The 24,174-nt window shown below is 70.4% G+C and carries 19 protein-coding genes; 7 read left to right on the top strand and 12 right to left on the bottom strand.

Annotated features, from left to right (window positions below):
* Nucleotides 1-15: 15 nt before the first annotated feature.
* From ASF23_RS10465 to ASF23_RS10430, 8 genes are all read right to left on the bottom strand, one after another.
* Nucleotides 16-1,749: a sensor histidine kinase gene (locus tag ASF23_RS10465; RefSeq protein ID WP_082474022.1), complete on the bottom strand. Its 1,734-nt coding sequence runs from the start codon at nucleotides 1,747-1,749 to the stop codon at nucleotides 16-18.
* A gap of 173 nt (nucleotides 1,750-1,922) precedes the next feature.
* On the bottom strand, nucleotides 1,923-3,614 hold the full coding sequence (locus tag ASF23_RS10460; RefSeq protein ID WP_055952707.1) for an ABC transporter ATP-binding protein: 1,692 nt from the start codon (nucleotides 3,612-3,614) through the stop codon (nucleotides 1,923-1,925).
* Between the two features lies 1 nt (nucleotide 3,615).
* Nucleotides 3,616-4,173 carry a GbsR/MarR family transcriptional regulator gene (locus ASF23_RS10455; protein WP_055952704.1) on the bottom strand — a complete coding sequence of 186 codons (558 nt, stop codon included), beginning with the start codon at nucleotides 4,171-4,173 and terminating at the stop codon, nucleotides 3,616-3,618.
* Nucleotides 4,174-4,234: 61 nt separating this feature from the next.
* A complete protein-coding gene (locus ASF23_RS10450) occupies nucleotides 4,235-5,689 on the bottom strand; it encodes a serine hydrolase (protein ID WP_082474064.1) in 1,455 nt (484 codons plus the stop codon).
* Nucleotides 5,690-5,832: 143 nt separating this feature from the next.
* Nucleotides 5,833-6,723: an ABC transporter permease gene (locus ASF23_RS10445; protein ID WP_055952698.1), complete on the bottom strand. Its 891-nt coding sequence runs from the start codon at nucleotides 6,721-6,723 to the stop codon at nucleotides 5,833-5,835.
* Complete coding sequence (locus ASF23_RS10440; protein ID WP_055952696.1) at nucleotides 6,720-7,652, bottom strand: ABC transporter permease; 933 nt, start codon at nucleotides 7,650-7,652, stop codon at nucleotides 6,720-6,722. The genes ASF23_RS10445 and ASF23_RS10440 overlap by 4 nt, the downstream gene beginning before the upstream one ends.
* Nucleotides 7,652-9,136, bottom strand: coding sequence for a M14 family zinc carboxypeptidase (locus ASF23_RS10435; RefSeq protein WP_235510857.1), 1,485 nt, complete (start codon nucleotides 9,134-9,136; stop codon nucleotides 7,652-7,654). The genes ASF23_RS10440 and ASF23_RS10435 overlap by 1 nt, the downstream gene beginning before the upstream one ends.
* 59 nt (nucleotides 9,137-9,195) lie before the next feature.
* Nucleotides 9,196-10,785, bottom strand: coding sequence for a peptide ABC transporter substrate-binding protein (locus ASF23_RS10430; RefSeq protein WP_235510856.1), 1,590 nt, complete (start codon nucleotides 10,783-10,785; stop codon nucleotides 9,196-9,198).
* Between the two features lie 170 nt (nucleotides 10,786-10,955).
* Here ASF23_RS10430 and ASF23_RS10425 point away from each other — a divergent pair, with 170 nt between their 5' ends.
* Both ASF23_RS10425 and ASF23_RS10420 read left to right on the top strand, forming a co-directional pair.
* Entirely contained in the window at nucleotides 10,956-11,654 is a 699-nt protein-coding gene (locus ASF23_RS10425; protein ID WP_055952693.1) for an FMN-binding negative transcriptional regulator, read from the top strand.
* Complete coding sequence (locus ASF23_RS10420; protein WP_055952692.1) at nucleotides 11,651-13,174, top strand: amidohydrolase; 1,524 nt, start codon at nucleotides 11,651-11,653, stop codon at nucleotides 13,172-13,174. Before ASF23_RS10425 ends, ASF23_RS10420 begins: the two co-directional genes overlap by 4 nt.
* Nucleotides 13,175-13,190: 16 nt before the next feature.
* Here the strand turns inward: ASF23_RS10420 and ASF23_RS10415 are convergent, their stop codons facing one another.
* Complete coding sequence (locus ASF23_RS10415; protein ID WP_200919336.1) at nucleotides 13,191-14,381, bottom strand: Fpg/Nei family DNA glycosylase; 1,191 nt, start codon at nucleotides 14,379-14,381, stop codon at nucleotides 13,191-13,193.
* A 41-nt stretch (nucleotides 14,382-14,422) separates the two neighbouring features.
* Nucleotides 14,423-14,911, bottom strand: a complete 489-nt coding sequence (locus ASF23_RS10410) for a ribose-5-phosphate isomerase (RefSeq protein WP_055952688.1) — start codon at nucleotides 14,909-14,911, stop codon at nucleotides 14,423-14,425.
* A 101-nt stretch (nucleotides 14,912-15,012) separates the two neighbouring features.
* On the opposite strand from ASF23_RS10410, the gene ASF23_RS10405 reads away from it, so the two are divergent.
* Nucleotides 15,013-15,531 carry a GNAT family N-acetyltransferase gene (locus tag ASF23_RS10405; protein WP_055952685.1) on the top strand — a complete coding sequence of 173 codons (519 nt, stop codon included), beginning with the start codon at nucleotides 15,013-15,015 and terminating at the stop codon, nucleotides 15,529-15,531.
* 95 nt (nucleotides 15,532-15,626) lie between these two features.
* Here the strand turns inward: ASF23_RS10405 and ASF23_RS10400 are convergent, their stop codons facing one another.
* Nucleotides 15,627-16,268, bottom strand: coding sequence for a mycothiol-dependent nitroreductase Rv2466c family protein (locus ASF23_RS10400; protein WP_055952682.1), 642 nt, complete (start codon nucleotides 16,266-16,268; stop codon nucleotides 15,627-15,629).
* 109 nt (nucleotides 16,269-16,377) lie between these two features.
* Here ASF23_RS10400 and pepN point away from each other — a divergent pair, with 109 nt between their 5' ends.
* From pepN to ASF23_RS10385, 3 genes are all read left to right on the top strand, one after another.
* Nucleotides 16,378-18,969, top strand: a complete 2,592-nt coding sequence (gene pepN / locus ASF23_RS10395) for an aminopeptidase N (protein WP_055953278.1) — start codon at nucleotides 16,378-16,380, stop codon at nucleotides 18,967-18,969.
* A 192-nt stretch (nucleotides 18,970-19,161) separates the two neighbouring features.
* The gene (locus ASF23_RS10390; protein WP_055952678.1) at nucleotides 19,162-20,160 is read left to right on the top strand and encodes a mechanosensitive ion channel family protein; all 999 of its coding nucleotides are present in this window, start codon (nucleotides 19,162-19,164) and stop codon (nucleotides 20,158-20,160) included.
* Between the two features lie 224 nt (nucleotides 20,161-20,384).
* Nucleotides 20,385-20,762, top strand: coding sequence for a globin (locus tag ASF23_RS10385; protein ID WP_055953275.1), 378 nt, complete (start codon nucleotides 20,385-20,387; stop codon nucleotides 20,760-20,762).
* Nucleotides 20,763-20,887: 125 nt separating this feature from the next.
* Here the strand turns inward: ASF23_RS10385 and ASF23_RS10380 are convergent, their stop codons facing one another.
* Nucleotides 20,888-21,745: an NAD-dependent epimerase/dehydratase family protein gene (locus ASF23_RS10380; RefSeq protein WP_055952675.1), complete on the bottom strand. Its 858-nt coding sequence runs from the start codon at nucleotides 21,743-21,745 to the stop codon at nucleotides 20,888-20,890.
* 110 nt (nucleotides 21,746-21,855) lie between these two features.
* Between ASF23_RS10380 and ASF23_RS10375 the strand changes: the two genes are divergently transcribed.
* Nucleotides 21,856-24,042, top strand: coding sequence for an acyltransferase family protein (locus ASF23_RS10375; RefSeq protein WP_162236750.1), 2,187 nt, complete (start codon nucleotides 21,856-21,858; stop codon nucleotides 24,040-24,042).
* The last annotated feature ends 132 nt before the right edge of the window (nucleotides 24,043-24,174 follow it).

Here is a 24,174-nt window from a genome sequence, read left to right as displayed (position 1 = left end):
TCGATGCTAGCCGGATCACGGATCAGGCACCGGACCCGGCGGCCGGACCGGCGCCGGGCCCGGCAGCCGCCCCGTCGCGGTCTTGTTCGGCCCCGCGGACCCGTTCGGCCCCGCGGTCCCGTTCGGCCCCGCGGTCCTGATCGGCCAGCCGTACCGGTCGGTGGTGGGCGCGGGCGCATCGACGACACCGTTCGTCGGCACGCCCCGGAGCGCCCCGAGCGGGATCCTGGCGGTCGCCTCGGTCGGGCCGCCGAGGGGGCTCGACACCGTGAGCTCGCCGTCAAGTGCACGCATCCGGCCCATGAGCCCCTCGATGCCGTGCCCCTCGCGGATCGTCGCGCCGCCGCGGCCGTCATCGGTGACACTCACCGTGAGCACCGTCTGCCCGTACGGGTCCTCGACGAGGCCGAGGTAGACGCCGGCCGTCGATGCTCCGGCGTGCTTCGTGGTGTTCGTGAGGAGCTCGCTCACCGTGAAGTACACGTTCCGTTCGACCTCGGTCGGCAGGACGAGCTCCGACGACAGGTCGATGCGCAGTCCGACCGGGATGGGGGTCCTCGAGACGAGCGCCTCGAGTGCGGCGACGAGTCCGCGGTCGAGCAGGATCGGCGGTGCGAACCCCCTCGACAGTGCGCGGAGCTCGTCGAGGGCGTCCTTGGCGTGGGTCGACGCCTCGGACATCAGGGTCCTGGCCTTCTGGGGGTCCTTGTCGAGCGCACGTTCCGCGGCCGCGAGGTCCATCCGCAACCGCACGAGCCGCTGCTGTGGACCGTCGTGCAGGTCGCGCTCGATCTGCCGGAGCGCCTGACCCTCCGCGGTCACGGCACCGGCACGGGAGCGCTGCAGGCCGACGACGCGCTGCTGGAGCACCTCGGCCTCGAAGCCGCCGAGCAGGGCGTGGTCGATCCAGTAGTGCGCGAGCGTCGCTCCGCGGGCCCAGAGGGGGAACAGCACGACGCACAACGCCATCACGAGTGCGCAGGCGATCGCGGCGAGCACCCAGGGCCATCCCTGGTCCACCCCGGACTCACGCAGGAACTCGTTGATCCGCCAGCCGTTGACGAGGGCGGTGATGCCGGCGCCGATCGGCAGGAAGAACCCGGCGACGAGTGCGGCGCCGGCGCCGATGGTCACGAGCGCCGCCAGCGGGTAGACGAGGAGCCCGTGCAGCAGGTACAGCCAGTAGTGCGGGTTGGCCACGGCGGACAGGACGCGCATGAACCAGTTCTGCTGCCAGCGCGGTGTCCAGTCGACCGGACGGATCGGACGGTCCTCGGCCCAGCCGATGCGGAGCTTCTCGAAGGCCCCGAGCCACCGCGCCACGAACAGCGCGACGAAGAACATCACGACGCCGAGGGGGGTCACCAGCGAGGACAGGCTGCTGTTGCCGCGCAGGAACACGGTCGGGAACGCGAAGTACACGGTGCCGAGGAGCACCGCGGTCAGCGCGAGGTACCCGAGGTTGCGCGGCAGACGCCGCCAGGACTCACGGTAGAAGGAGCTCCGCCGGGTCTGGACGGCACTGCGCGGACCATCGGGGGCGCCACCATGACCCGAGTCGGCGCCACTCGGGTCACCACCGCCGGAGTCACCACCGCCGGAGTCACCACCGCGGCCCGAGCCGTCGCCACCCCGTGTGGACGTCGGTGGCTCCGGGGACAGCGCGTCCGCGGGCGAGTCGCCCTCGGCTCGCGGCGATGGGTGGATGGGCACGGTCTCCGCCTGGTCGATGGGCAGCGTCTTGTTCATGACACCAAGCCTCGCGATCCCAGAGGCCTGCACCCATCCTGCCCGCTCCCGGATCGCGGGTGGGGTTACCCCCACCCCGTCGAGCGGGAGTCATCGCGAGCGGACCGGAGTCGTCGCGAGCGGACGGGAGGCACGACCCACCCCCGGCACACCAGCGCGCGACCGCCGTCGGGTCAGCTCGCCAGGCGCATCGCCCGCCGCTCGGCCTGCTCGTGCGGATCGGGCACCGGCGCTGCGGCGATGAGTCGGCGCGTGTACTCGTCCTCCGGCGCCCGGAGGATCCGCTCGCGCGTCCCGTGCTCGACGAGCCGCCCGCTGCGGAGCACCACGACGCGGTCGCACAGCGAGTCGACGACGGCGAGGTCGTGGGTGATGAAGAGGCACGCGAACCCGAGGCGCTCCTGCAGCTCACGGAACACGTCGAGCACCCGGGCCTGGACCGACACGTCGAGGGCGCTCGTCGGCTCGTCGGCGATCAGGAGCGCGGGGTCGAGTGCGACCGCGCGGGCGATCGCGACGCGCTGCCGCTGCCCCCCGGAGAGCTCGTGCGGGTAGCGGTGCCGCCACGCCGACCCGAGCCCGACGTCCGCGAGGAGCCGGTCCACCCGTGCTTCGGCCTCCCCGGCACCGAGCCCGAGGATCTGCCGGAGCGGCTCCGCGATCGTCTGGGCGACGGTGTACCGCGGGTTCAGCGACATCATCGGGTTCTGGAAGACCACGCCGACGTTCCGTCGCATGGCCTGCCGCTCGGCACGCGACGCGCCCTGGACATCGGTCCCACTGACCACGATGCTCCCGCCGGTGATCGGCGCGAGGCCGACGGCGGCGCGGCCGATGGTGGTCTTGCCGCTCCCGGACTCCCCCACGAGACCGACGATCTCACCCCGGCCGACCTCGAACGAGACGTCGTCGACCGCACGGAACCGCCTGCCGAGCCTGCCGTACTCGACGACCAGCCCACGGGCCTCCAGGACGGCTGCAGGCCCGCCGAGCGCGCCGTCGGCGGGACCGCCGAGTGGCGCACCGCCCACGACAAGGTCTGCGATCGCGTTCCCGACACCCATCCGCGGCACCGCCGCCAGGAGTTCCCGCGTGTACTCGGCGGCCGGTGTGGAGAACACCGCCTGCGCGTCCCCGGTCTCGACCACACGCCCGTTCCGCATCACCACGACCCGGTCCGCGAGGTCGGCGACGACCCCCATGTCGTGCGTGATCAGCAGGATGCTCGTGCCGGTCCGCTCCCGGAGCCGCCGGAGCACGTCGAGGACCTCGGCCTGCACCGTGACGTCGAGGGCGGTGGTCGGCTCGTCGGCGATCAGGAGGTCCGGATCTGCGGCGAGCGCCATCGCGATCATCACGCGCTGGCACTGCCCGCCGGAGAGCTCGTGCGGGTACTGGCGGAGACGACGCTCGGGCTCGGGGACCTCGACGAGGCGCAGGAGCTCGATGCAGCGAGCACGGACCTCGGCACGGTCTGGCCGGTCACCGCCGTCCGGGATCGCACGACGCACGGCCTCCGCGATCTGGAACCCGATGGACCACACCGGGTTGAGGGCCGCGGACGGGTCCTGGAAGATCATCGACACCCGACGACCGCGGACGGCGCGGAGGGCCGACTCTCCCGCCGCGAGGACCTCGAGGTCACCGATCCGCACCGACCCCGACGCCTGTGCCCCGTCCGGCGCGATCCCCATCACGGTCATCGCCGTCATGCTCTTGCCGGACCCGGACTCCCCGACGACGGCGACGACCTCGCGGTGCCCGATGCTGAACGAGGCGTCGTCCACCGCCAGGACCCGCTCGCCCTCGACGTCGAACGCGACGGTCAGGTGGTCGATGCTGAGGACTGGTGTCGTCGTGTCCATGTCACTGCTCCGGATCGGTCGGGGGTGCGGTGCCGTCGCGGGCGGCCTTGAACGCCTCCCAGTCCTCGAGCATCTTGTGGTGGTGGCTCTGCAGCCACGTCATGTAGTCGCGGCCGTTCACGAGCCGCTGCTGGACGGCGTGGTCCGCAGGGTCGGTGGAGTCCTCGATCGCGGAGAGGCCCCTGGCGATGACGTCCCGCTGGCGTCCGAGGTACCGCCGCTCCGTCGCGAGCCAGCTCCCCCAGACGTCGGACTCCGCACGGAAGTAGTGGCTGCGCTCACCGGGGACCATGTGCCGCTTGATGAACCCCGAGTCGACGAGGCGCCTGGTCGACATCGACACCGATCCGGACGATGCGGCGAGGGCGGCGGCGATGTCGGCGGAGGACGAGTACGGCGTCCGGGTCATCATCAGGTAGCCGAGCACCCGACCGTCCATCAGGGGCGTCCCGGCGAGCTGCAGCATGAACGCGAACTCCTCGACGAACGCCTGTCGCTCGGGGTCGAGCAGGACGTCGTCGGCGGCGGTGCCGAGCGCCTCGGTGTGATGGGTGGTCATGGTGTGGTGCTCCCTGTCGGTCCTGTCCCTCGCCGCGTGGTGATGGCGTCGTGCGGCCAGGCTAGACGAGGCCTGCCGCCACCTCGGGCGACTCGTCCGGGAGCGACCACGGCAGCATCGACATCCCGCCGCCGGCGCGCACCCGGACGACCTGGTCGTCGTCGTCACGCTCGTACCGGATGTCCTCGTCGATCGAGCCGAACCGGTTGCCGGCGGTCATCCGGACGGTGTCGCGGTCGACGATCTGGAGCGTGGTGACCGACGCCATCGGGTCCGGTGCCACCGGGTCGATCTCGATGAGGCGGTCGCCGATCCGCGCCACGTCCGCGAGACCCCACGGGTTCCCGAAGCGGCCGGCGAGCGAGTCGAGGAGCGCGTCGTCCACCGGCACGCCGTCGGTGCCGGCATCGGTGGCAGCGGGGTCCGTCGCGGCGTCGAGCAGCCGGATGACGCCCTTGGCGATCACGGTGGCGGGTCCGGCTGCCGCACTCGTCATGACGGACACGACGAGCGAGGACTCCGGGTCGAACAGCGACTGCGTGATGTGCCCGGGGAACCCACCTGAGTGTCCTCGGACCCCGCGGTCGCCGACCTCGTCCACGACGAAGCCCATGCCGTACCCGTCGTCGGCGCCCTTGAGCGCCGTCCACGCCTTGCGCTGTGCGAGCCGCTTGGAGTGGTCGTCGAGGAGCTCGCCCTGCCCGATCACGTGCGCCGAGAAGTACCGCACCAGGTCGGAGGCGGTGCCGTGGAACCCGGTGGCGGACGCCATGGCACGCGTGTCGACGTGCGGCAGCCGGTGTCGGACACGGTCGGTCGCGAAGCCGCTGTAGCCGACGACGAACTCCTCCGCGCGGGCGGGGTCGAAGTCCGGTCCGGTGTTCCGGAGCCCGAGCGGCTCGACGACGAGCTCGCGGACGGCATCGTTGAAGGAGGTGCCCGTCACGGCCGCGATCACCAGACCGAGGAGCGAGTACCCGAGGTTCGAGTAGTTGAAGCTCGATCCGACCGGCACCTTCGAGCCCTCGTCGAGCACGAGTGCGAGGAGTTCGTCCTCGTCCGGGAACGGCCGCGTGAGGGACCAGTAGTCGCCGTCGAGCCCGTCGCGCAGCACCCCGGCACCGTGCTCCATGAGCTCGCGGACGGTGGCGTCCGCGATCGGGGACCCGGCCTCGGTGAGCGCCGGGACGTACGTGCCGACCGTGTCGTCCAGCCGCAGCGCACCGCGTTCCGCGAGCAGGAGCAGTGTCGTCGCGGTGAAGGTCTTGGAGTGGCTCGCGATGCGGAAGATGTCGTCGTCGGTCAGTGCCCGGCCGGCCTCGACGTCGGCGTACCCGTAGCTCTCGGTCCAGATGACCTCGCCGCGGAAGCCGACGGCGACCTGGACGCCCGGCACCCGGAGCTGCCAGACCTTGTAGGCGATCCAGTCGCGGATGTACGGGAACGTGGCGTGGTAGGCGGCGAGGGTCGTGGCGTCGGTGGCGGTGGTGCGCGTGTCGTTCGTGGTGGTGCTCATGGTGTCCATTTCATCGGATCGTCGGCCGCCGTGGCCGGGTCGCATCGGAACTGTGGAGAGATCGGGGCGGTGCAGAGATCGGGGCGGTGCAGAGATCGGGGCGGTGCAGAGATCGGCTGGTCGAGGGCGGAGGAGCCGGCCCCTCACCGGTGCCGCGGGTCGAGCGCCGTCCGCAGGGTGTCCCCGAGTCCGATCACGGAGAGCACCGTCACGACGAGGAACAGCGACGGGAACAGCAGCATGTGCGGCGCCTGCTGGAACTGCGTCGTCGCCGCGGACAGCTGCAGTCCCCACGAGATCGCCGGCGCCTCGAGCCCGATGCCCAGGTACGTCAGCGACGACTCGGACACGATCACCCCGCCGACCGTGATGGTGGCGAGCACGAGGAGCGGCGAGATCGACGACGGCAGCACGTAGCGGGTGGTGATGCGCCACGTCGAGAGCCCCATCGTCCGTGCCGCCAGGACGAACTCCGCCTGCCGGATGCTCCTGACGGACCCCCGGACGAGCCGGGCCATCGTCGGCCAGCCGAACAGTGCGAGGACGAGCGACACGGTGAGGACCGACCTGGTGCCGACGCTGTTCAGCACGACGACGGCACCGAGCAGGAACGGGAATCCGAGGAACACGTCCGTGAGCCGCGAGAGCACCGAGTCGACCCACCCGCCGGCCATCCCCGCGACGGTGCCGACGACGACCGCGACGAGCATCGCGAGCACGGTGGTGAGGACCCCGACGGCGATCGACGTCCGGGTGCCGTAGATGACGTTCGCGTACACGTCGCAGCCCTGCAGGTCGAAGCCGAACGGATGTCCGGAGGTCGCCGACTCCCCGCTCCGACCGAGCTGGCACACCCGGGGGTCGCCGTGGCCGAACAGCCCCGCGAACGCCGACGGGAACAGCGCGATGAGGAGGACGACGGCCAGCACGGCGGCGGGCACGATGAACCCCGGGGTGCGGAGGGCTGCGGTGAGCGGTCGACGGCGGAGCCCGATCACGGGCTCGACGGTCGCGGCGAGCGCGGAGTCGGTCATCGTCGTCTCACTCTCGGGTCGAGGGCGGCGTGCAGGAGGTCCACGAGGACACTCGTGACGAGGAACACGAGGATGAGCGCCGTCGAGATCCCGACGACGGTGGCGCCCTCGTGCGAGCGGATCGCCTGGAAGAGCAGGTTGCCGACGCCCGGCAGGTTGAAGATGCCCTCGACGATGACGGTGCCGCCCATCAGGTACCCGAGGTCGGTCGCCAGGTACGTCGCGGTCGGGATCAGGGAGTTCCGCATCACGTGCACGCCGACGACACGGCCGGGGGCGAGCCCCTTCGCCCGTGCCGTCCGGACGTAGTCGGTGTCGAGCGTCTCGAGCATCGACGTCCGGGTCAGCCGCGACACGGCGGCGAGCCCGAAGAGCGCGATCACGAGGGCGGGCAGGATGTAGGCCATCGGCCACCCGGACGTGGTGCCGGCGACGGGGAACCACCGGAGTCGCACCGAGAACACGATCTGCAGGGCGACGCCGAGCACGAACACCGGAACGGCGCCGACGACGATCGTGCTGACGAGCACCGTCCGGTCGAGCACGGTCCCTCGGCGGAGCGCGGAGACCACCCCGAGCCCGATGCCGAGCACGATCTCGAGCACCCAGGCCGTCAGCGCGAGCGTGATCGTCACCGGCCAGCGGGACGCCATCTGCGCGCCGACGCTCTCGCCCGTGAAGTCCGTGCCGAAGTCCCCGCGGAAGAGCCCGCCGATGTACTGCAGGTACTGCTCCCAGAGCGGCTGGTCGAGGTGGTACTCCGCCCGGAGGGCACGGACCACCGCATCGGTCAGCGGGCGGTCGCCGCCGAGCGCGCGGATCGGGTCCCCCGGCAGCGCGAACGTCATCGCGTAGATGAGGAACGTGACCCCGAGGAACACGATGACCAGACCGCCGAAGCGGCGACCGACGGCGAGCACGGTGTGCATCAGACGCGGCCTGCGCCGACGGGCGCGACCGGTGACGGACTGGAGGCACGGGTCGGGGCCGCACCGCGCCTCCCCACCGGCTGCTGGTCACGCTGGCGACCGGAGCCGCTCTCCGCGACGTGCGCCGCCGCGGCCAGGACCGCGCCGTACTGCACGCCGACGAGAGCGGCGACCGGGATCGGGTCGGCACCGATGTCGGCGGTGGCCTGCCACGCGGCGTACGTCGCCCGGAGGCGCTCGCCGACCCGCCGGAGTGGAGCCGACGCGGTGCCGGCGCCGGTCTCGGCCTCGATCGCGCGGAGGAGCATCCCGCCGTAGCGGAGGCGGAAGCAGCGCACGAGGTCCTCGAGGCCGAAGCGCTCGGCGACCGTCGCCATCCGGTCCGCCGGCTCGCGGTCGGCCCGGATGAGGTCGGTCTCGGCACCACGCCCGAGCATCGGGACGAATGCGCGGGACCCCTCGAGGAAGGGCGTCTCGATGGTCAGGTGCGGCTCCGCCTCGGTGAGGACCTCGACGAGGAACGCGCCGGTGACGGCCATGTCGCCTGCGGTCCGTCGGACGAGGTCTGCGTACGACTCGTCGGTCGGCGTCTGGTCGTCGGCGTCCGCGTGCTGCCAGTACGGGAGCTCCGCGACCAGGCAGAGTGCGCCGTGCCGGAGCGCCCAGGACGCACTCGAGGACCCGTTGATGTGCTCACGGGGATCGACCCCGAGCGAGGCGAGGTAGTCGTAGACCGTCTCGACACCGTCCATCCGGAACACCGCGGGTGCCATCGCGACGAGGTGCGGCGACTCCGGCTCCCCCGTGTCCAGCGGGAGCCCGAGCGCTGCCGGGACCGCGTGCAGCGTCGCGATGACGTCGGGCAGGTCCTCGGACAGGTAGTAGTAGACGCCGCCCATCTCGCCGTTGTGCAGGCTGACGAGGAGACCGGGCCGGACGTCGTCGATGAGCCGCATGAGCGCGAGGGTCTCCGGGAGCACCGCGTCGAAGTAGACGTCGCGGTGGTTCGTCGGGAACGTCCACTCGACCTGCGAGTCCGGCGCCGGACGGTAGAAGTGCCGCGAGTAGAACGCCCGATCGGTCGGGTCGTCGAACCACGCCTCGTTGAGCCGCATGCCGTCCGGGTCGATCGTCGGGACGATGTGCCACGTCGTGTCGAGGCGTTCGGCGAGCGCGGGGTCGGTGAGCATCGTCTCGGCGAGGTGCAGCGCCGTCCACGACCCGATCGGTTCGTTCGGGTGCACGCCCCCGACGATCACGGCCTGGTTGCCGCCGCGGCCGACGGCGTACGAGTGGATCGGTTCCCCGAGGCGACTCGTGCCGATGCGGGTGACGACGACCCCGCCCGCCGCGGCCGGGTGCTCGGCCGCCAGTCGGTCGAACCGGGCGACGAGGTCGTCGACGGTCGGGAACCCAGAGCGCTCGGGCACCGCACGGACGAGGTCGATGATCTCGTCCGTGCCGAGCAGTCCGCGAGCCGTCACTTGCTCACCGCGAGCCGTCACTTGCTCACTGCGAGCCGTCACTTGCTCACTGCGAGCCGTCACTTGCTCACTGCGATCTGGGCGAGCACCGGCGACCCGGCTACCTCGGGCAGCTTCGTCACCTTCTGGCTCGTCACGTAGGAGTACTTGTCGAAGAACGTCGGCACGACCGGGAAGTCCTCGAGGACCTTCTCCTGCACCTGCTCGTAGTACTTGTTCGACTCCGCCTGGCTCGACGCCGAGTCCGCCTTGCCGAGCAGCGAGTCCACCTCGTCGTCGTGGTAGTACCCGGTGCAGGCTGCACACCCGCCGGCGCTCGTGAAGAGCGCGCGCAGGGTGTTCTGCTGCGAGGTGTAGAGCGCACCCCAGTGCCCGAAGTGCGGCCCGGCGACCGTCTTGTCGGTCAGGGTCGAGTAGTACGACGCCCAGTCGGTGGTCGGCTTCGCGACGGTGTCGACGCCGAGGTTCTGCCGGATCTGGTTGGCGTACGCCTCGTACAGCGCGTCGAGGCCGTTGCCACCCGGGTAGACCAGCGTGATCTGCCCGTCGAACCCACCGGCGGACGCGAGGAGCTTCTTGGCCGCCGCGGGGTCGAACTCGCACGCGTCGCCGCAGATGCCCTCCTTGGTGCCCGACATGCTCGGCGGGGTGAGGGCGGTCGCCGGCTCGTAGAGTCCGCCGTAGATCGCCTTGTTGACCTGCTTGCGGTTGATCGACATCGAGATCGCGCGACGGACGTCCGGGTTGGAGTATTGCTCGTCCCAGAGCGGGAACCCGATGTAGTCGATGCCCGGGGCGCCGAACGAGTGCAGGCGGTCCCCGAAGTCGCTCGCGGCGGACGTGTACTTGTCCGACGGCAGGAACAGCACGTCCGCGTTGCCCGCGAGGACGTCGGTGTACGCGGTGTCCATGTCGCTGTAGCTGCGGAAGGCGACCTCGTCGGTGACGGGCTTCGTGCCCTCGTAACCCGACCATGCCGTGACGGTGAACTCCTTGTTCGCCTTCCACGCACCCGTCATCTCGTACGGGCCGTTGCCGATCGGCTCCTTGTCGTACGCCTTGATGTCCGAGTACGCGGCCTTCGGCATCGGGTAGAAGCCGGTCTGCGCCTGGCTGAGCTGGAGGGGGAACTGGCTGTCGGCGTGCGTCAGGGTGACCGTGAAGGTGTCCTTGCCGGTGACCTTGAGCCCGCTCATCTCCTTGGTGGTGGGCTTGCCCTCGGTCGGGTTGAGGTCGGTGTACCCGACGATGGACGCGAGCTGGCCGCTGTTCTCCCACGCGTTCGGGCCGTAGGCGGTGTAGTTCCACGCCCTGACGTAGCTCTCGGGGGTGACGGTCTCGCCGTTGCTGAACTTCCAGCCGTCGCGCAGGGTGATCGTCCACGTGGTGGCGTCGTCGCTCGTGACGCTCCTCGCGGCGACGTCGTGGAGCTTGCCCTCGGTGTCGGTCTGGGTCAGCGGGGCGAACAGGCTCATCACCTGGTCGAAGGCCACGGTCTGCCGCCCGGGGGTCAGGTGGTCGGGCTCACCGGTGGCGTAGACCAGCTTCGAGCCGGACCCGGTGTCGGCCGATCCGCTCGCGGAACATCCGGTGGCCACCAGTGCCACCGTTGCCGCCGTGGCCATCGCCACGATCGCGCTGCGTCGCATGTCGCTCCTCGCTCGTGGTCGGTACGTCCGACCGGGTGGGCACAAGCTATGACAACGACGTACGCCGAGTAAACAGTGGTTTCAATGATCATTGAAACCTTTACACGAAAGAAACATCGGGGAAACAGAACCCCTCCCGTGTCCGGGAGGGTCTGTGCCACGCTGACTCCATGCGCCACACCCCGCACTTCCTGCAGACCGACGTGGACGAGGTCGAGCGCCTGGTCCGCGAGAACCCGTGGGTGACCATCGTGTCCTCGACGTCGACCGGCATCGTCGCATCGCACTACCCGTTCCTGGTCGAGCAGCGGTCCGGCGACGGAGACGGCGATGACCGCCGTGACATCGTCCTGGTCAGCCACGTCGGCCGCCCGGACGAGGTCGCGCACGAGCTCGGACAGCACGAGGTGCTCCTCATCGTGCAGGGACCGCACGGGTACATCTCCCCCGCGTGGTACCCCGCCGAGCAGTTCGTGCCGACGTGGAACCACGTCACGGCACACCTCTGGGGCACCCCGGAGATCCTCTCCGACGAGGAGAACTTCCGGGTGCTCGGCGAGCTCGTCGACCACTTCGAGCAGCGGATGCCGGACCCGGTCAGCCTCGACGTGGACGAGCAGACCGCGCGCCGGATGGCCAGGGGCACGGTGGGCATCCGGATCCGGGTCACGCGGTTCGACGCCCGCGCGAAGCTCAGCCAGAACAAGGCTCCGGAGGTCGTCGACGACATCGTCGCCGGGCTCGAGGGCGATGGACCGTACGCCTCGCCCGCGCTGGCGGCTGAGATGCGCCGGGTCCACGCCCGCGATGCGGCACCCGCTGGCGACGACGCGTCCTCCGCCATCGACGACACGGCGGCGTCCGCATGAGCGGCGGCACCCTGCTCCGGAACGTCCGCAGGATCGGCACCGGTGGTGCGCCTGCCGACGTCCTCGTCCGGGAGGGCCGGATCACCGCCGTCACACCGGCCTCGGTCTCCGACACGGCCGGCTCGGGCAGGTCCGTCGAGGTCGTCGACGGCGACGGCGCATGGGTCGGCCCGGGGCTCTGGGACCACCACACCCACTTCGAGCAGTGGTCCATGGTCCGCCGCCGTGTCGACGTGTCCGGAGCGGAGAGCGCCGCCGCGGTCGCCGAGGTGCTCGCGGACGTGCTGCGGACCGATCCCGCGGACGCACTCACCGGCGGCGCGCTCATCGCCTACGGGTTCCGCGACGGCATGTGGCCGGACAGTGCGCACCGCGACCTCCTCGACCACCTGAGCCGACCCGGCGGACCGGCACCGTCCCTCCCGATCGTCGTCGTCTCCGGTGACCTGCACGCGGTCTGGTGCAACGGGGCCGCGCTCGCGCGGTTCGACCCGGCGAACGCGGCGCACCCGACCGGGCTCCTCCGTGAGCAGGACGCCTTCGACGTCAGCACCGCGATCTCGACGGTGCCGGACTCAGAGCTCGATCAGTACGTGGGCGCCGCGGTGGACGCTGCCTCGGCCCGCGGGCTGGTCGGCGTCGTCGACCTCGAGATGCGCTTCGGGTTCGACCGCTGGGCCCGCCGTGTCCATGGCGGCATCGACGGACTCCGGGTCCGTTCCGGGGCGTACCCGACCGATCTCGACGCGGTGGTCGACCGCGGCCTCCGTACCGGCGACGTCGCACCCGGGACGCACGGGCTCGTCCGGATGGGACCGTTCAAGGTGATCACGGACGGATCGCTCAACACCAGGACCGCCGCCGTGGACGACCCCTACGACGGCGTGCACGGCGACCACGCACGCGGCGTGCTCGCGTTCCCCGAGGACCAGGTGGTGGCGATGGTGCGTCGGGCTGTCGCGGCCGGTCTCACCCCGGCCGTGCACGCGATCGGCGACCGCGCGAACTCCCTCGCCCTCGACGTGTTCGAACAGGTCGGAACGCGTGGATCGATCGAGCACGCGCAGCTCCTCCGCCCGGAGGACGTGGCCCGGTTCGCGCGGCTCGGCGTCGACGCGTCCGTGCAGCCCGAGCACGCGATGGACGACCGCGACGTCGCCGACCGCTACTGGGCTGGACGGACTGACCGCGCGTTCGCGTTCGCCGACCTGGCCCGCGCGGGCGTTCGACTCCGCCTCGGGTCCGATGCACCGGTGGCGCCGCTCGACCCCTGGGTGTCGATGGCGGCTGCGGTCGGGCGGGACCGGGACGGCCGCGAGGCGTGGCACCCGGAGCAGCGGATCGACCGGCTCACCGCGTGGCGGGCGTCGACCGACGGGCGTGCGACCATCGCGGTCGGGGACGTGGCCGACCTGGTGCTCGTCGAGCGTGACCCGCTGGCCGCCTCATCCGACGAACTCCGCGCGATGCGGGTCGTCGGGACCGCGGTCGACGGGCGGTGGACGTACCGCGGGTGGTGAGCCCGGCCGCGCTTGGTCAGGACTTCTCGGCTGCCGGCTTGTTGGCGGCCGGCTTCTTGGCGGCAGGCTTCTTGGCTGCCGGCTTCTTGGCTGCCGGCTTCTTGGCTGCCGGCTTCTTGGCGGCCGGCTTCTTGGCCGGTGCCTTGCGTGTCCGGGGCTTCTTCGGGGTCACCTGGTCCTTCGGGCACCAGTACAGCTTCCGGCCGGCGACCTCCTCGAGCACGATGTTCGTCCCGCACACCCGGCACGGCAGGCCCTCGCGGTGGTACACCCAGTGTCGATCGGCACGGCTGCGGAGCGCCTTCCGGTAGGCCGCGGGCGACAGGTCCGCCATCGTCATCATCTGCCCGATGCGGACGCCGTCCTCGAGCAGCCGCGTCCAGTCCTGCCAGAGGTCGCGGAGCATCGCCTCCGGGACCTCGGCCCCCGGCACGTGCGGGTCGAGCCGCGCGCGGAACAGGAGCTCGGCGCGGTAGACGTTGCCGATGCCGCTGACGACGGACTGGTCCATGAGCAGCTGGCCGATCTCGACCCGGCGCTTCCGGACGTTGTCGACGAAGGTCTGCTCGGCTTCCGGACCGTGGTCGTTGATCGGGTCCGGACCGAGCTTGTCGATGGCGGCCTGGGCCTCCTCCGGGGTCGCGACGACGCACGCGGTCGGTCCGCGGAGGTCGGCGACGGCGTTCTCGGTGAGGATCCGGACGCGCACGGCGCCGATCGGCTCGGGCGGGAACCCCTCGATCGGCGTCTCGACCTTCTCCTGCTCGGCCATCCGGTACCGGGAGCGCCGCGGGGCTCCGATGCTCCGGAGCGAGTCCTCGCCCTCGGTGTCGGTGACGTGTGCGCCGTCGTCGTCCGTGTTGTCCACGTCGCTCTGCTGGACGTCGGTGCCGTGCTGGACGTCGGTGCCGTGCTGGTTCGTCTGCCCGATCCGACCGTTCGCACTCGCCATCGCGGCGTCCGTGGAGATCTCCCCCGCGAAGTCCCACGCCCCGTAGAGCCCGAGGTGCACGCGGAGGAACAGGTCCCCCTCGAACTCCAGGAACATCTGCTTGCCGACGGCTCGTGCGCCGATCATGGTGCGGCCGTCGATCTCACTCGCACCCTCGGCGAACCGACCCTGAGGGCTGGAGATCGTGCAGGCATGGCCGACGAAGTGGAGCGCGAACTGGCGCGCGATGCGGTGGACGGAGTGACCCTCGGGCATGCCGTCCTGTCTACTCGGTACCCCTGACGGCGGGCGTCTCGCTACTGGTCGACCTGCTTGCCGGCGATGAGGCCGGTCTCCTCGTACTCCGCGAGCTGGGCGATGCGGCGGGCGTGCCGCTCCTCGCCGGAGAACGGCTCGTTGATGAACAGGTCGATGAAGTCGATCGCCTCGTCCACGGTGTGCTGGCGAGCGCCGATCGAGATGACGTTCGCATCGTTGTGCTGGCGGGCGAGGAGTGCCGTGGACTCGTTCCACACGAGGGCCGCGCGGACACCCTCGACCTTGTTCGCCGCGATCTGCTCGCCGTTGCCGGAACCGCCGAACACCACGCCGAGCGCCTCGACCCCCGCACGCTGGTCGCGCACGACGGCGGACGCGGCGTTGATGCAGAACGAGGGGTAGTCGTCGAGCGGGTCGTACTCGGTCGGTCCGTGGTCCACGACCTCGTGTCCGAGTTCCCCGAGGTGCGTGATCAGGGTCTTCGTGAACTCGAGGCCGGCGTGGTCCGTACCGAGGTGGATGCGCATGGCTCGATCCTATTCCCGCGCAACACACGGTCGGCGCCGCGCACCAGCACCGCGACAGAGCCGCGCGCGGGAGCCCGATCGTGATCACTACCATCGGGGACATGCAGGCAGCACGAGTGGTGGACGGCGCGCTCGTCCGCGCTGCCGAGCAGCGGGACCTCGATGTCATCCACGGCCTGCACGTGGAGGCGGTCCTGCACTCGACGGCGATCTGGCGGGACGACCCCTTCCCCCGGTTGTGGTTCGACACGTGGCTCGTGGACCGTGCAGCGGGCGGGTTCCCGGTGCTCGTGGCCGAGTTCGACGGCGTCGTCGCGGGCTACGTCACCTACGGGCCCTGGCGCGAGAACCCCGGGTACCGGTTCAGCGTCGAGGACAGCATCTACCTCGATCCCCGGTTCCACGGGCGTGGGATCGGGTCGACACTCCTCCGCGCGGCGATCGAGCACGCGATCGACGCCGGACACCACGTGATGATCGCCGACATCGCCTCGGACAACACCGCGTCGATCCGCCTGCACGAGCGACTCGGGTTCGAGCACGTCACGGTCGTGCCCGAGGTCGGGCGGAAGTTCGACCGGTGGCTCGACCTCGTGATCATGCGGTTGCCGCTCGTCTGAGCGGTCGCGGACGCGACCCGACACGGACTGGAGGGACGGTGCCAGGCCGCACCGTCCCTCCAGTCCGTCAGCCGGTACCGTCCGGCTCGCCGGGATCAGACCGTGTCGAAGACCGGACCGACGGTCCGGCTGCGCTTCAGCTCGAAGAAGCCCGGGTACCGGGCGGCCGCGACGACGCCGTCCCAGAGGTCGAGCGCCTGCTGTCCCTTCGGGGCCGGGGAGATCACCGGCCCGAAGAACGCGACGCCGTCGACCGCGATGACCGGTGTGCCGACGTCCTCACCGACGCGGTCGATGCCGTCCTTGTGACTCGCACGCATCGCCGTGTCGGTCTCGTCGGTCCAGGCGGCGTCGGCGAGGTCCGCCTCGAGGCCGAGCTGCCCGAGGACCTCGGGGACGACCTCGGACGGGTCCTTCTGCTGCCGGTGATGGATCTGCTCGCCGAGGGCGTCGTACAGCGGCTTGACGATCTCCTGACCGTGCCGGAGTCGCGCGGCGGTGACGAGGCGCGAGTACACCTGGTTCGTCGCGAGCGCCTCCTTGTACTGCTCGGGGATGTCCTGCCCCTCGTTGAGGACGAAGAGGCTCATCACGTGCCAGGTGACGTCGAGATCGCGGTGCTGGGCGACCTCACCCACCCAGCGGCTCGTCATCCAGGCCCACGGGCAGGTGGGGTCGAACCAGAAGTCCACAGCGGTCGGGGTGGTCGTGGAGTTGTCCACAGCGGTGTCCGTCATGCTCCCGACAGTACGCGCGTCGGTAGGCTTGTCGGGTCGCCATCGTCGGCGGCACCACCAGTGCGACGGGCCCACGAGCGCCCACGCACGCATCAGGATGGAGCGGGTCGTGCCCGGAGAGAACCTCACCCGAATCGAAGCCCAGGAGCGCAAGGCCGTCATCGACGTGCAGTCGTACGACGTCGAGCTCGACCTCACCCGCGGGGCGGAGACGTTCGGCAGCACCACGACCGTGCGCTTCACCGCCACCCCCGGAGCGTCGACGTTCATCGACGCGATCACCCGCACGGTGCACACGGTCACACTGAACGGCACGTCCCTCGATGTCGCGGCGGTGAACGACGGCGTGCGCATCCAGCTCGACGACCTGCAGGACGCGAACGAGCTCGTCGTCGTCGCGGACGCCGTCTACACGAACACCGGCGAAGGCCTGCACCGCTTCGTCGACCCGGTGGACGACGAGGTATACCTGTACTCCCAGTTCGAGGTCCCGGACTCGCGGCGGATGTTCGCGGTCTTCGAGCAGCCCGACCTGAAGGCCGAGTTCACCTTCACCGTGACCGCGCCCTCGCGGTGGCAGATGGTCTCGAACTCGCCGACGCCGGAGCCGCGCGTCGACGGTGAGAACGCCACGTGGTCCTTCCCAGCCACCTCGCGCATCTCGAGCTACATCACGGCGCTCATCGCCGGCCCGTACGCCGTCGTGCGCGACGAGCTGACGAGCTCGGACGGCCGGACGATCCCGCTCGGCATCTTCGCCCGACAGTCGCTCGCCGACCACCTCGACCCCGAGTACATCTTCGAGACGACCCGCAAGGGCTTCGCCTACTACGAGGAGAAGTTCGGCGTCGCGTACCCCTTCGAGAAGTACGACCAGCTCTTCGTGCCGGAGTTCAACGCCGGAGCGATGGAGAACGCCGGAGCCGTCACCTTCACCGAGACCTACGTGTTCCGGTCCAAGGTCACGGACGCCATCAAGGAGCGCCGGGTCGTCACGATCCTGCACGAGCTCGCGCACATGTGGTTCGGCGACCTGGTCACCATGAAGTGGTGGAACGACCTCTGGCTGAACGAGTCGTTCGCCGAGTGGGCGTCGACCATCGCCACGGCGGAGGCGACCGAGTGGACTGAGGCGTGGACGACGTTCCAGGCCATGGAGAAGTCCTGGGCCTACCGCCAGGACCAGCTCCCGTCGACACACCCCGTCGTCGCGACGATCAACGACCTCGAGGACGTCCAGGTCAACTTCGACGGCATCACGTACGCCAAGGGCGGCTCGGTGCTCAAGCAGCTCGTCGCCTGGGTCGGCATCGACGCCTTCTTCGCGGGTGTGTCGGCCTACTTCACGAAGCACGCGCACGGCAACACCGAGCTCGCGGACCTGCTCGCGGAACTCGAGGTCACGAGCGGCAGGGACCTGTCGAACTGGTCGGCGCTCTGGCTCGAGACGGCCGGCGTCAACACGCTCCGCCCGGAGATCGAGACCGACGATGACGGCGTCATCACCGCGTTCGCCGTCCTGCAGGAGGCACCGGCCGACCACCCGACGATCCGTCCGCACCGTCTGGCGATCGGCGTGTACGCGTTCGGCGCCGACGCGGCAGAGGAGGCGTCGGCACCCTTCGGTGCGAACGCGGCATCCGCGGGCGGCAAGCTCGAGCGCGCGCATCGCGTGGAGATCGACGTCGACGGACCGCGCACCGAGGTCCCTGAGCTCGTCGGCATCCACCGCGGGGACCTCGTCCTACTGAACGACGACGACCTGGCCTACGCCAAGATCCGCCTCGACGAGCAGTCGCGACGGACCGCGATCGAGCACCTCGCGGCGATCGCGAACCCGCTCGCCCGCTCGATCGTCTGGGGCTCGATGTGGGACGCCACGCGCGACGCCGAGTCGCCCGCGAGCGACTACGTCCGGCTGGTGCTCGGGAACATCGCCACCGAGACCGAGTCCACGACGCTCCGCACGACGCTGTCGCAGCTGCTGCTCACCGCACGCAGCTACGTCGCACCCGTCCGGGCCGACGCCACCATCCGCGAGGTCGGTGACGCCCTGTGGCAGCTCGCCGACTCGGCCGCTGCGGGGAGCGACGCACAGTTCCAGTTCGTGAAGTTCTTCGCGCAGATCGCGTCGACACCGGAGCACGTCGCGACGCTCAACGGCCTCCGCAACGGCTCGGTCACGCTGCACGACCTGACGATCGACACCGACCTGCGCTGGGAGCTCCTCGAGGGCCTCGTGCTCGCCGGTGCCGCCGGCAACGCCGAGGTCGACGCCGAGCTGGCCGCGGACAACACCGCGTCCGGTGCGCAGGCGGCCGCCCGTGTCCGGGCGACGATCCCGACCGCCGAGGGCAAGCTCGCGGCGTTCTCCTCCCTCATCGACTCGGACGACCTGCCGAACGCCATCGTCCGGCAGACCACCGTCGGGTTCACCCATGTGCTCTCCCCCGTCACGCTCGAGGGCATCGTGCCGCGGTACTTCGACGCGATCACCGGGATCTGGGCGACGCGGAGCTACCACATCGCGTCGACGGTGATCGGCGGGCTCTACCCGTCGCCGCTCGCGAGTGTCGAGCTGCGCGACGCCACGACCGCCTGGCTCGAGACGCACCAGGAGACGCCGGCGCTCCGTCGCATCGTGATCGAGAGCCTCGCCGGGGTCGACCGGGCCCTCGCCGTGCAGGCCGCCGACGCCTGACCGGACGTGTGGTACCGGTCATCGGCTCGCGTCCCCGGCCTCAGGCTGAGCACGCGGTGTGATCAGGTCGTGTGAGGCGGGCCGCTCAGGCTCGCCTCACACGACACCCCTAGCATCGTTCGGATCATGCACCTGCTCGCCACGACATCCACGCCCGCCCCCACGACACCAGCAGGAGAGGCGTCAGCAGCCGTGACCAACGCGTTCACCCAGTTCGTCGGGACCTGGCACGTCGCCATCACGATCGTCGTCGTGATCCTCGTCGCCATCGGTCTGCGGCTGTTCCTCCGGAAGGTCATCCGCGATCTCGTGAACCGCGTCGTCAGCGGCGTCAAGAAGAAGCAGAACATCGAGGACACGCAGGCCCTCATCGCGTCCCCGCTCCAGACCGCCCGCGTCGTCCAGCGCACACGGACACTGGGGAGCGTCCTCGAGAACGTCGCAACGGTGGTGATCGTGCTCGTCTCGCTCGTCATCATCGCGAGCCAGTTCGGCGCCAACCTCCTGGGACTCGTCGCCGGGGCCTCCGTCGTCGCGGCAGGCCTCGCCGTCGGTGCGCAGAGCATCGTCCGCGACCTGCTGTCCGGCGTGTTCATGATCATGGAGGACCAGGCCGGCGTCGGTGACGTCGTGGACACGGGCCATGCCACCGGTGTCGTCGAGAACGTCGGTCTCCGTGTCATGCAGGTCCGTGACGTCAACGGCATCCTCTGGTTCGTCCCCAACGGCCAGATCCTCCGCGTCGGCAACATGTCGCAGGGCTGGTCACGCGTGCTCGTCGACATCACGGTCCCGTACGACACCGACATCGACGCGGTCCAGGAAGCCCTCCTGACGGCCGCGGTCACGATGGCGGGCGAGGCGCGGTGGAAGCAACGCATCGTCGAGAAGCCGGAGATCTGGGGACTGCAGTCGATCACCGAGTCCGCGATGGTGTTCCGGCTCGTCGTGAAGACCCGCGCCGTCGAGCTCGACTCCGTCGGCCGCGAGCTCCGGGTCCGCCTGAAGACCGCCGTCGACGACCTCGGGATCACCCTGCCCACGATGGCGATGATCATGCCGGCAGGCTGGGAGAACGCGTCGTCGATCAACGGGGTCCGTCCGGTGCAGACACAGCCGACCCCGGTCACGAAACCCCGCCGGACACGCGCTCCGAAGCAGACTCCACCGACGGACGGCCCGGTCTCGTGACGGAACCGGTCAGCACTACCGGCCCGGACGACACGACGCCGCCGACATCCGGACCTGCTCGCGCAGGCCTCGGGCAGCCGATCACCCTGCGCGTCGGACCGTCCGGTGGCGCGTCGCACGCAGGAGGCGCATCGCAGGGAGGCGGCGCATCGCTCGGGGTCGGCTCGTCCGGCGGCACCGCCCCTGCCCCTGCCCCTGCCCCTGCCCCTGCCCCTGCCCCGAGCATCGGTGGTGAACTGTTCGACCGGATCGGCGGTGCACCCACGTTCGACCGACTGGTGCGGGTCTTCTACGAGGGCGTCCGCAGCGACCCGGTGATCTGGCCGATGTACCCCGCAGACGACCTTGAGGGTGCGATCCAGCGCCTCTCGCTCTTCCTGCAGCAGTACTGGGGCGGCCCGGGGACGTACAGCGAGCGCCGGGGGCACCCGCGGCTCCGGATGCGGCACAACCCCTTCCGTGTGACGCCCGAGGCCCGGGACCGATGGCTCCTGCACATGCGCACGGCCGTCGACTCGCTCGACCTCGCCCCGCTCGACGACGCCACGCTGTGGGCGTACCTGGACCGCGCGGCGCACGCGATGGTCAACGCGCTCGACTGAGCCCCGTCTCCGGGAGGGGAGGCGCGGGTCGGCAGTGCGCCGTCCCTCCAGTCCGTCATCCGGCCGGGAGGCGCGGGTCGGCAGTGCGCCGTCCCTCCAGTCAGAAGGCGGCCGGCACGACGGCGTCAGCCGGCGTAGCTGCCGGTTGCCATCTCCTCAAGGAGGGTCGGGCGGGTCGGACGCCAGCCGTACTCGTTGCGCGCGTGGGCGCCGAACGCCTCCTGGTGCATCATCAGGGCATCCGCGAGGGCTGCTCCGAGACGTTCCCGTGAGCCGTTCGGTGAGTCACGGACGACCTCGTGGCCGCGGGCACCGGCCTCGCCGATCTCGCGGACGGACGGGTTGTCCCCCGCGGCCGCGATGACGTAGGGGTCGTGCCGGTCGTGGTGGAGCACCAGTGCGTAGAGCTCCGCGAGGTCCTCGACGTGCACCGTCGTCCAGCGCTGCGAACCGTCCCCGATGAGCTGCACGTCGTGCTCGCCGTCGCCCCTGAGGAGGTTGGGGAGGCCGCCCCCGTTGCCGTAGACGATCCCGGGAGCGACGATCGTGGCGTGCACGTCGCTGTCCCGGATCGCACGTTCGATCGGCATCCGCCATGCGGTGAGGTCGGGCGGGTCCATCGGGGAGTGCTCCGAGATGTCCGTCGAGTTGCCGAACACCCACACGCCGCCCGTCTGGATGAACCGCTTCGGTGTGCCGTGGAACGCATCGAGGATCGTGTCGACGAAGGTGCCGTCCACCTCGGCCGAGGTCGCGTCGCCCGGGGACGCGGTGTGCACCACGGCGTCTGCCTCGTGCGCGAGCCGGGCCACCACGTCGGTGTCGCTGATGTCGCCGACGAGGGCCGTCCCGCCCGCAGCACGCACCGCCTCGGCCTTCTGGTCCGAGCGGACGATCGCGGTGACGGTGTGACCGTGCGCGATGAGCGCGGGGAGGACGGATGAGCCGATGTACCCGGACGCGCCGGTGAGCATGACGTGCATGGCTTCAGCGAACCACCTTCGGAGACAACTCGCCCAACGGTCCGATGATCTGTTGTACACAATACTCGGTATTTTCGTTTCGGTTTGGGGGATTCTGCCAGGCTCCCTGCATGCCGAGACACTCCCGCAGCGCGCTCCGCGCTCCGGAGCGTGCGACATCGTTCCGGATGCGGCACGATCTCCAGGGACTCCGTGCATACGCCGTGCTGATCGTCATCGCGACTCACGTGTGGGGAGTCCCGACCGGTGGTCACGTGACGGTCGACATGTTCTTCGTCATCTCGGGGTTCTTGATCACCGGCCTCCTCCTCCGAGAGCAATCCCTCTTCGGCCGCGTCTCCCTCAGGGCGTTCTTCGGCCGACGAGTGAAACGGTTGCTCCCCGCAGCCGCGGTCGTCGGGGCACTCACCATCACCTTCAGCGCCCTGATGTTCTCCGCCGCTCGGCGCAACAGCGTCCTGGAAGACGGCCTGTGGTCGATGCTCCTCGTCCAGAACTGGCATCTCGCCACTGTGCAGACGGACTACTTCGCAGCCGACGGACCGGTGTCGCCGTTCCAGCACTACTGGTCGCTGTCGGTCGAGGAGCAGTTCTACCTCTTCTGGCCCGTGCTCATGGTCCTGGTGTTCTCACTGATCGGCCGATCCACAGATGCGCCGGACTCCCGCCGGTCCCGCCTGGCGCGAGGCGCCGTGGGCGGACTGCTCGTCGCGATGACGCTGGCGTCCTGGGCATGGTCGCTCCACGATTCCGCCGCCGCGCCGACGACGGCGTACTTCTCGACGCTCGACCGGGCCTGGGAGATCGGGTGCGGAGCCGTGATCGCGTTCGGTGTCCGCTGCTGGGAGCGGGTTGCACCACGCCTCGGTGTGGCCCTCCTCTGGCTCGGCGTGGTCGGCCTCGGAGTCTCGATGGCAGTCGTTCCGGAGACGCCGGGGTTCCCGGCACCATGGGGAACGCTCCCCGTCCTGGCGACCGGCGCTGTCCTGATCGGCGGCGCGAACCCGGCCGTTCGGGTGCCGACGTTCCTGGCGAACCGGGTGACGGACTACCTCGGCGGTCTCAGCTACAGCCTGTACCTCTGCCACTTCCCGGTCCTCGTGCTCCTCCGGTCGGTGGACCCGTCCGTCGGCTGGCTCACGCTCCCCATCTGCGGCGCACTCGCGGTCAGCGTGCACCACGCGGTGGAGGTTCCGCGTATGCGGGGTGCGTGGTTCTCCTGGTCGCCTCCCGCCGCGGCCCGGCTGCGTGAGAGTTTCCAGGGCACTGCGCCGTTCATGCTCATCGGGTTGGCCACGGTCACGATCCTGATGAGCGCCGTCGCGATCCACGCAGTGCGACCGCGGTCGGTGCCGTCGCCCCCTGACGCCGCCGTGACGACTGACGAAACTCGGGTCCACGACACCGACGTCGATCGCGACGCGAGCGGGGGCGGCGCGGACATGTCTGCGGTCGCGGCGCTGCAGACGCAGCTGACCGCGGCACTCGCCGCGACGAGCTGGCCGACCTTCGATCCGCCGGTCGAGAGAGCCCGAGACGAACACCCCACAGACGACTGTGGGCGGCTGGACGATCCTCTTCCGCTCTCGAGCTGCACGTTCGGGCCGGCGGACGCATCCGTGAGGATGATGCTCGTGGGCGACTCGACGGCCGCGTACCTGGCCGACGCCCTGGTGACCCTCGTGAAGGAACCGTCCTCCGATGTGCGCCTGATGACGCGGACCGCCTACGGGTGCTCCTTCTCCGACCTCCCCGCTGGTCCGGCCGTCTCCGACGAGTGCATCGACTTCCGCAACACGGCGATGGACGACGTGGAGCGGGAGCATCCCGACGTCCTCCTCATCGTGAACACCTACGGCTCGATCGAACTCGCCGACAAGTCGATCATGCCCGTTGCCACGTGGTCCAAGGCCCTGACGACGTTCGCGACGAGAGCGGATGCGGCTGCCGGTACGGTCGTGCACCTGTCGCCACCGCCGCCGGGGCCGGACCCGACGGAGTGCATCACTCCCGGCGGATCTCCGGAGCGGTGCGTCACCTCGAGCTCGGGCGCCTGGGCGGCGCGGTGGACCGCGGTCGAGTTCATCGCCGAGCGCCTGCACCAGACTGCGATCGACATCCGGCCGCTGGTCTGCGTGGTGAGCCGTTGCCCGGTGTTCGCCGGGAACACACTCATCCGGTTCGACGGAGTGCATCTCGCACCGGCATACGCCCGCAAGATGGCGCCCGGTCTTCGCGAGCTGCTGATGCCGGTGCTGGACCAGGCTGAAGCTCCGGCCGAGCAGTCCGACGGCTGAAGTCTCGGACCGCGCGTCGACCGGGTTCCGAGGACGCGGAGTTCTGCGCTCCGGTTTTCGACTCCCGGGCTGGTCTGGGCCCGGATGTCGGTCCCGGTCCCGCCTGCCGCGTCGATCAGCGAGACAGAGTCC

The organism is Curtobacterium sp. Leaf261, assembly GCF_001422205.1.
In the GTDB taxonomy this organism is placed as follows: domain Bacteria; phylum Actinomycetota; class Actinomycetes; order Actinomycetales; family Microbacteriaceae; genus Curtobacterium.
The sequence above is the reverse complement of the archived record's forward strand: the minus strand, read 5'-3'. Positions and strand labels throughout refer to the sequence as shown.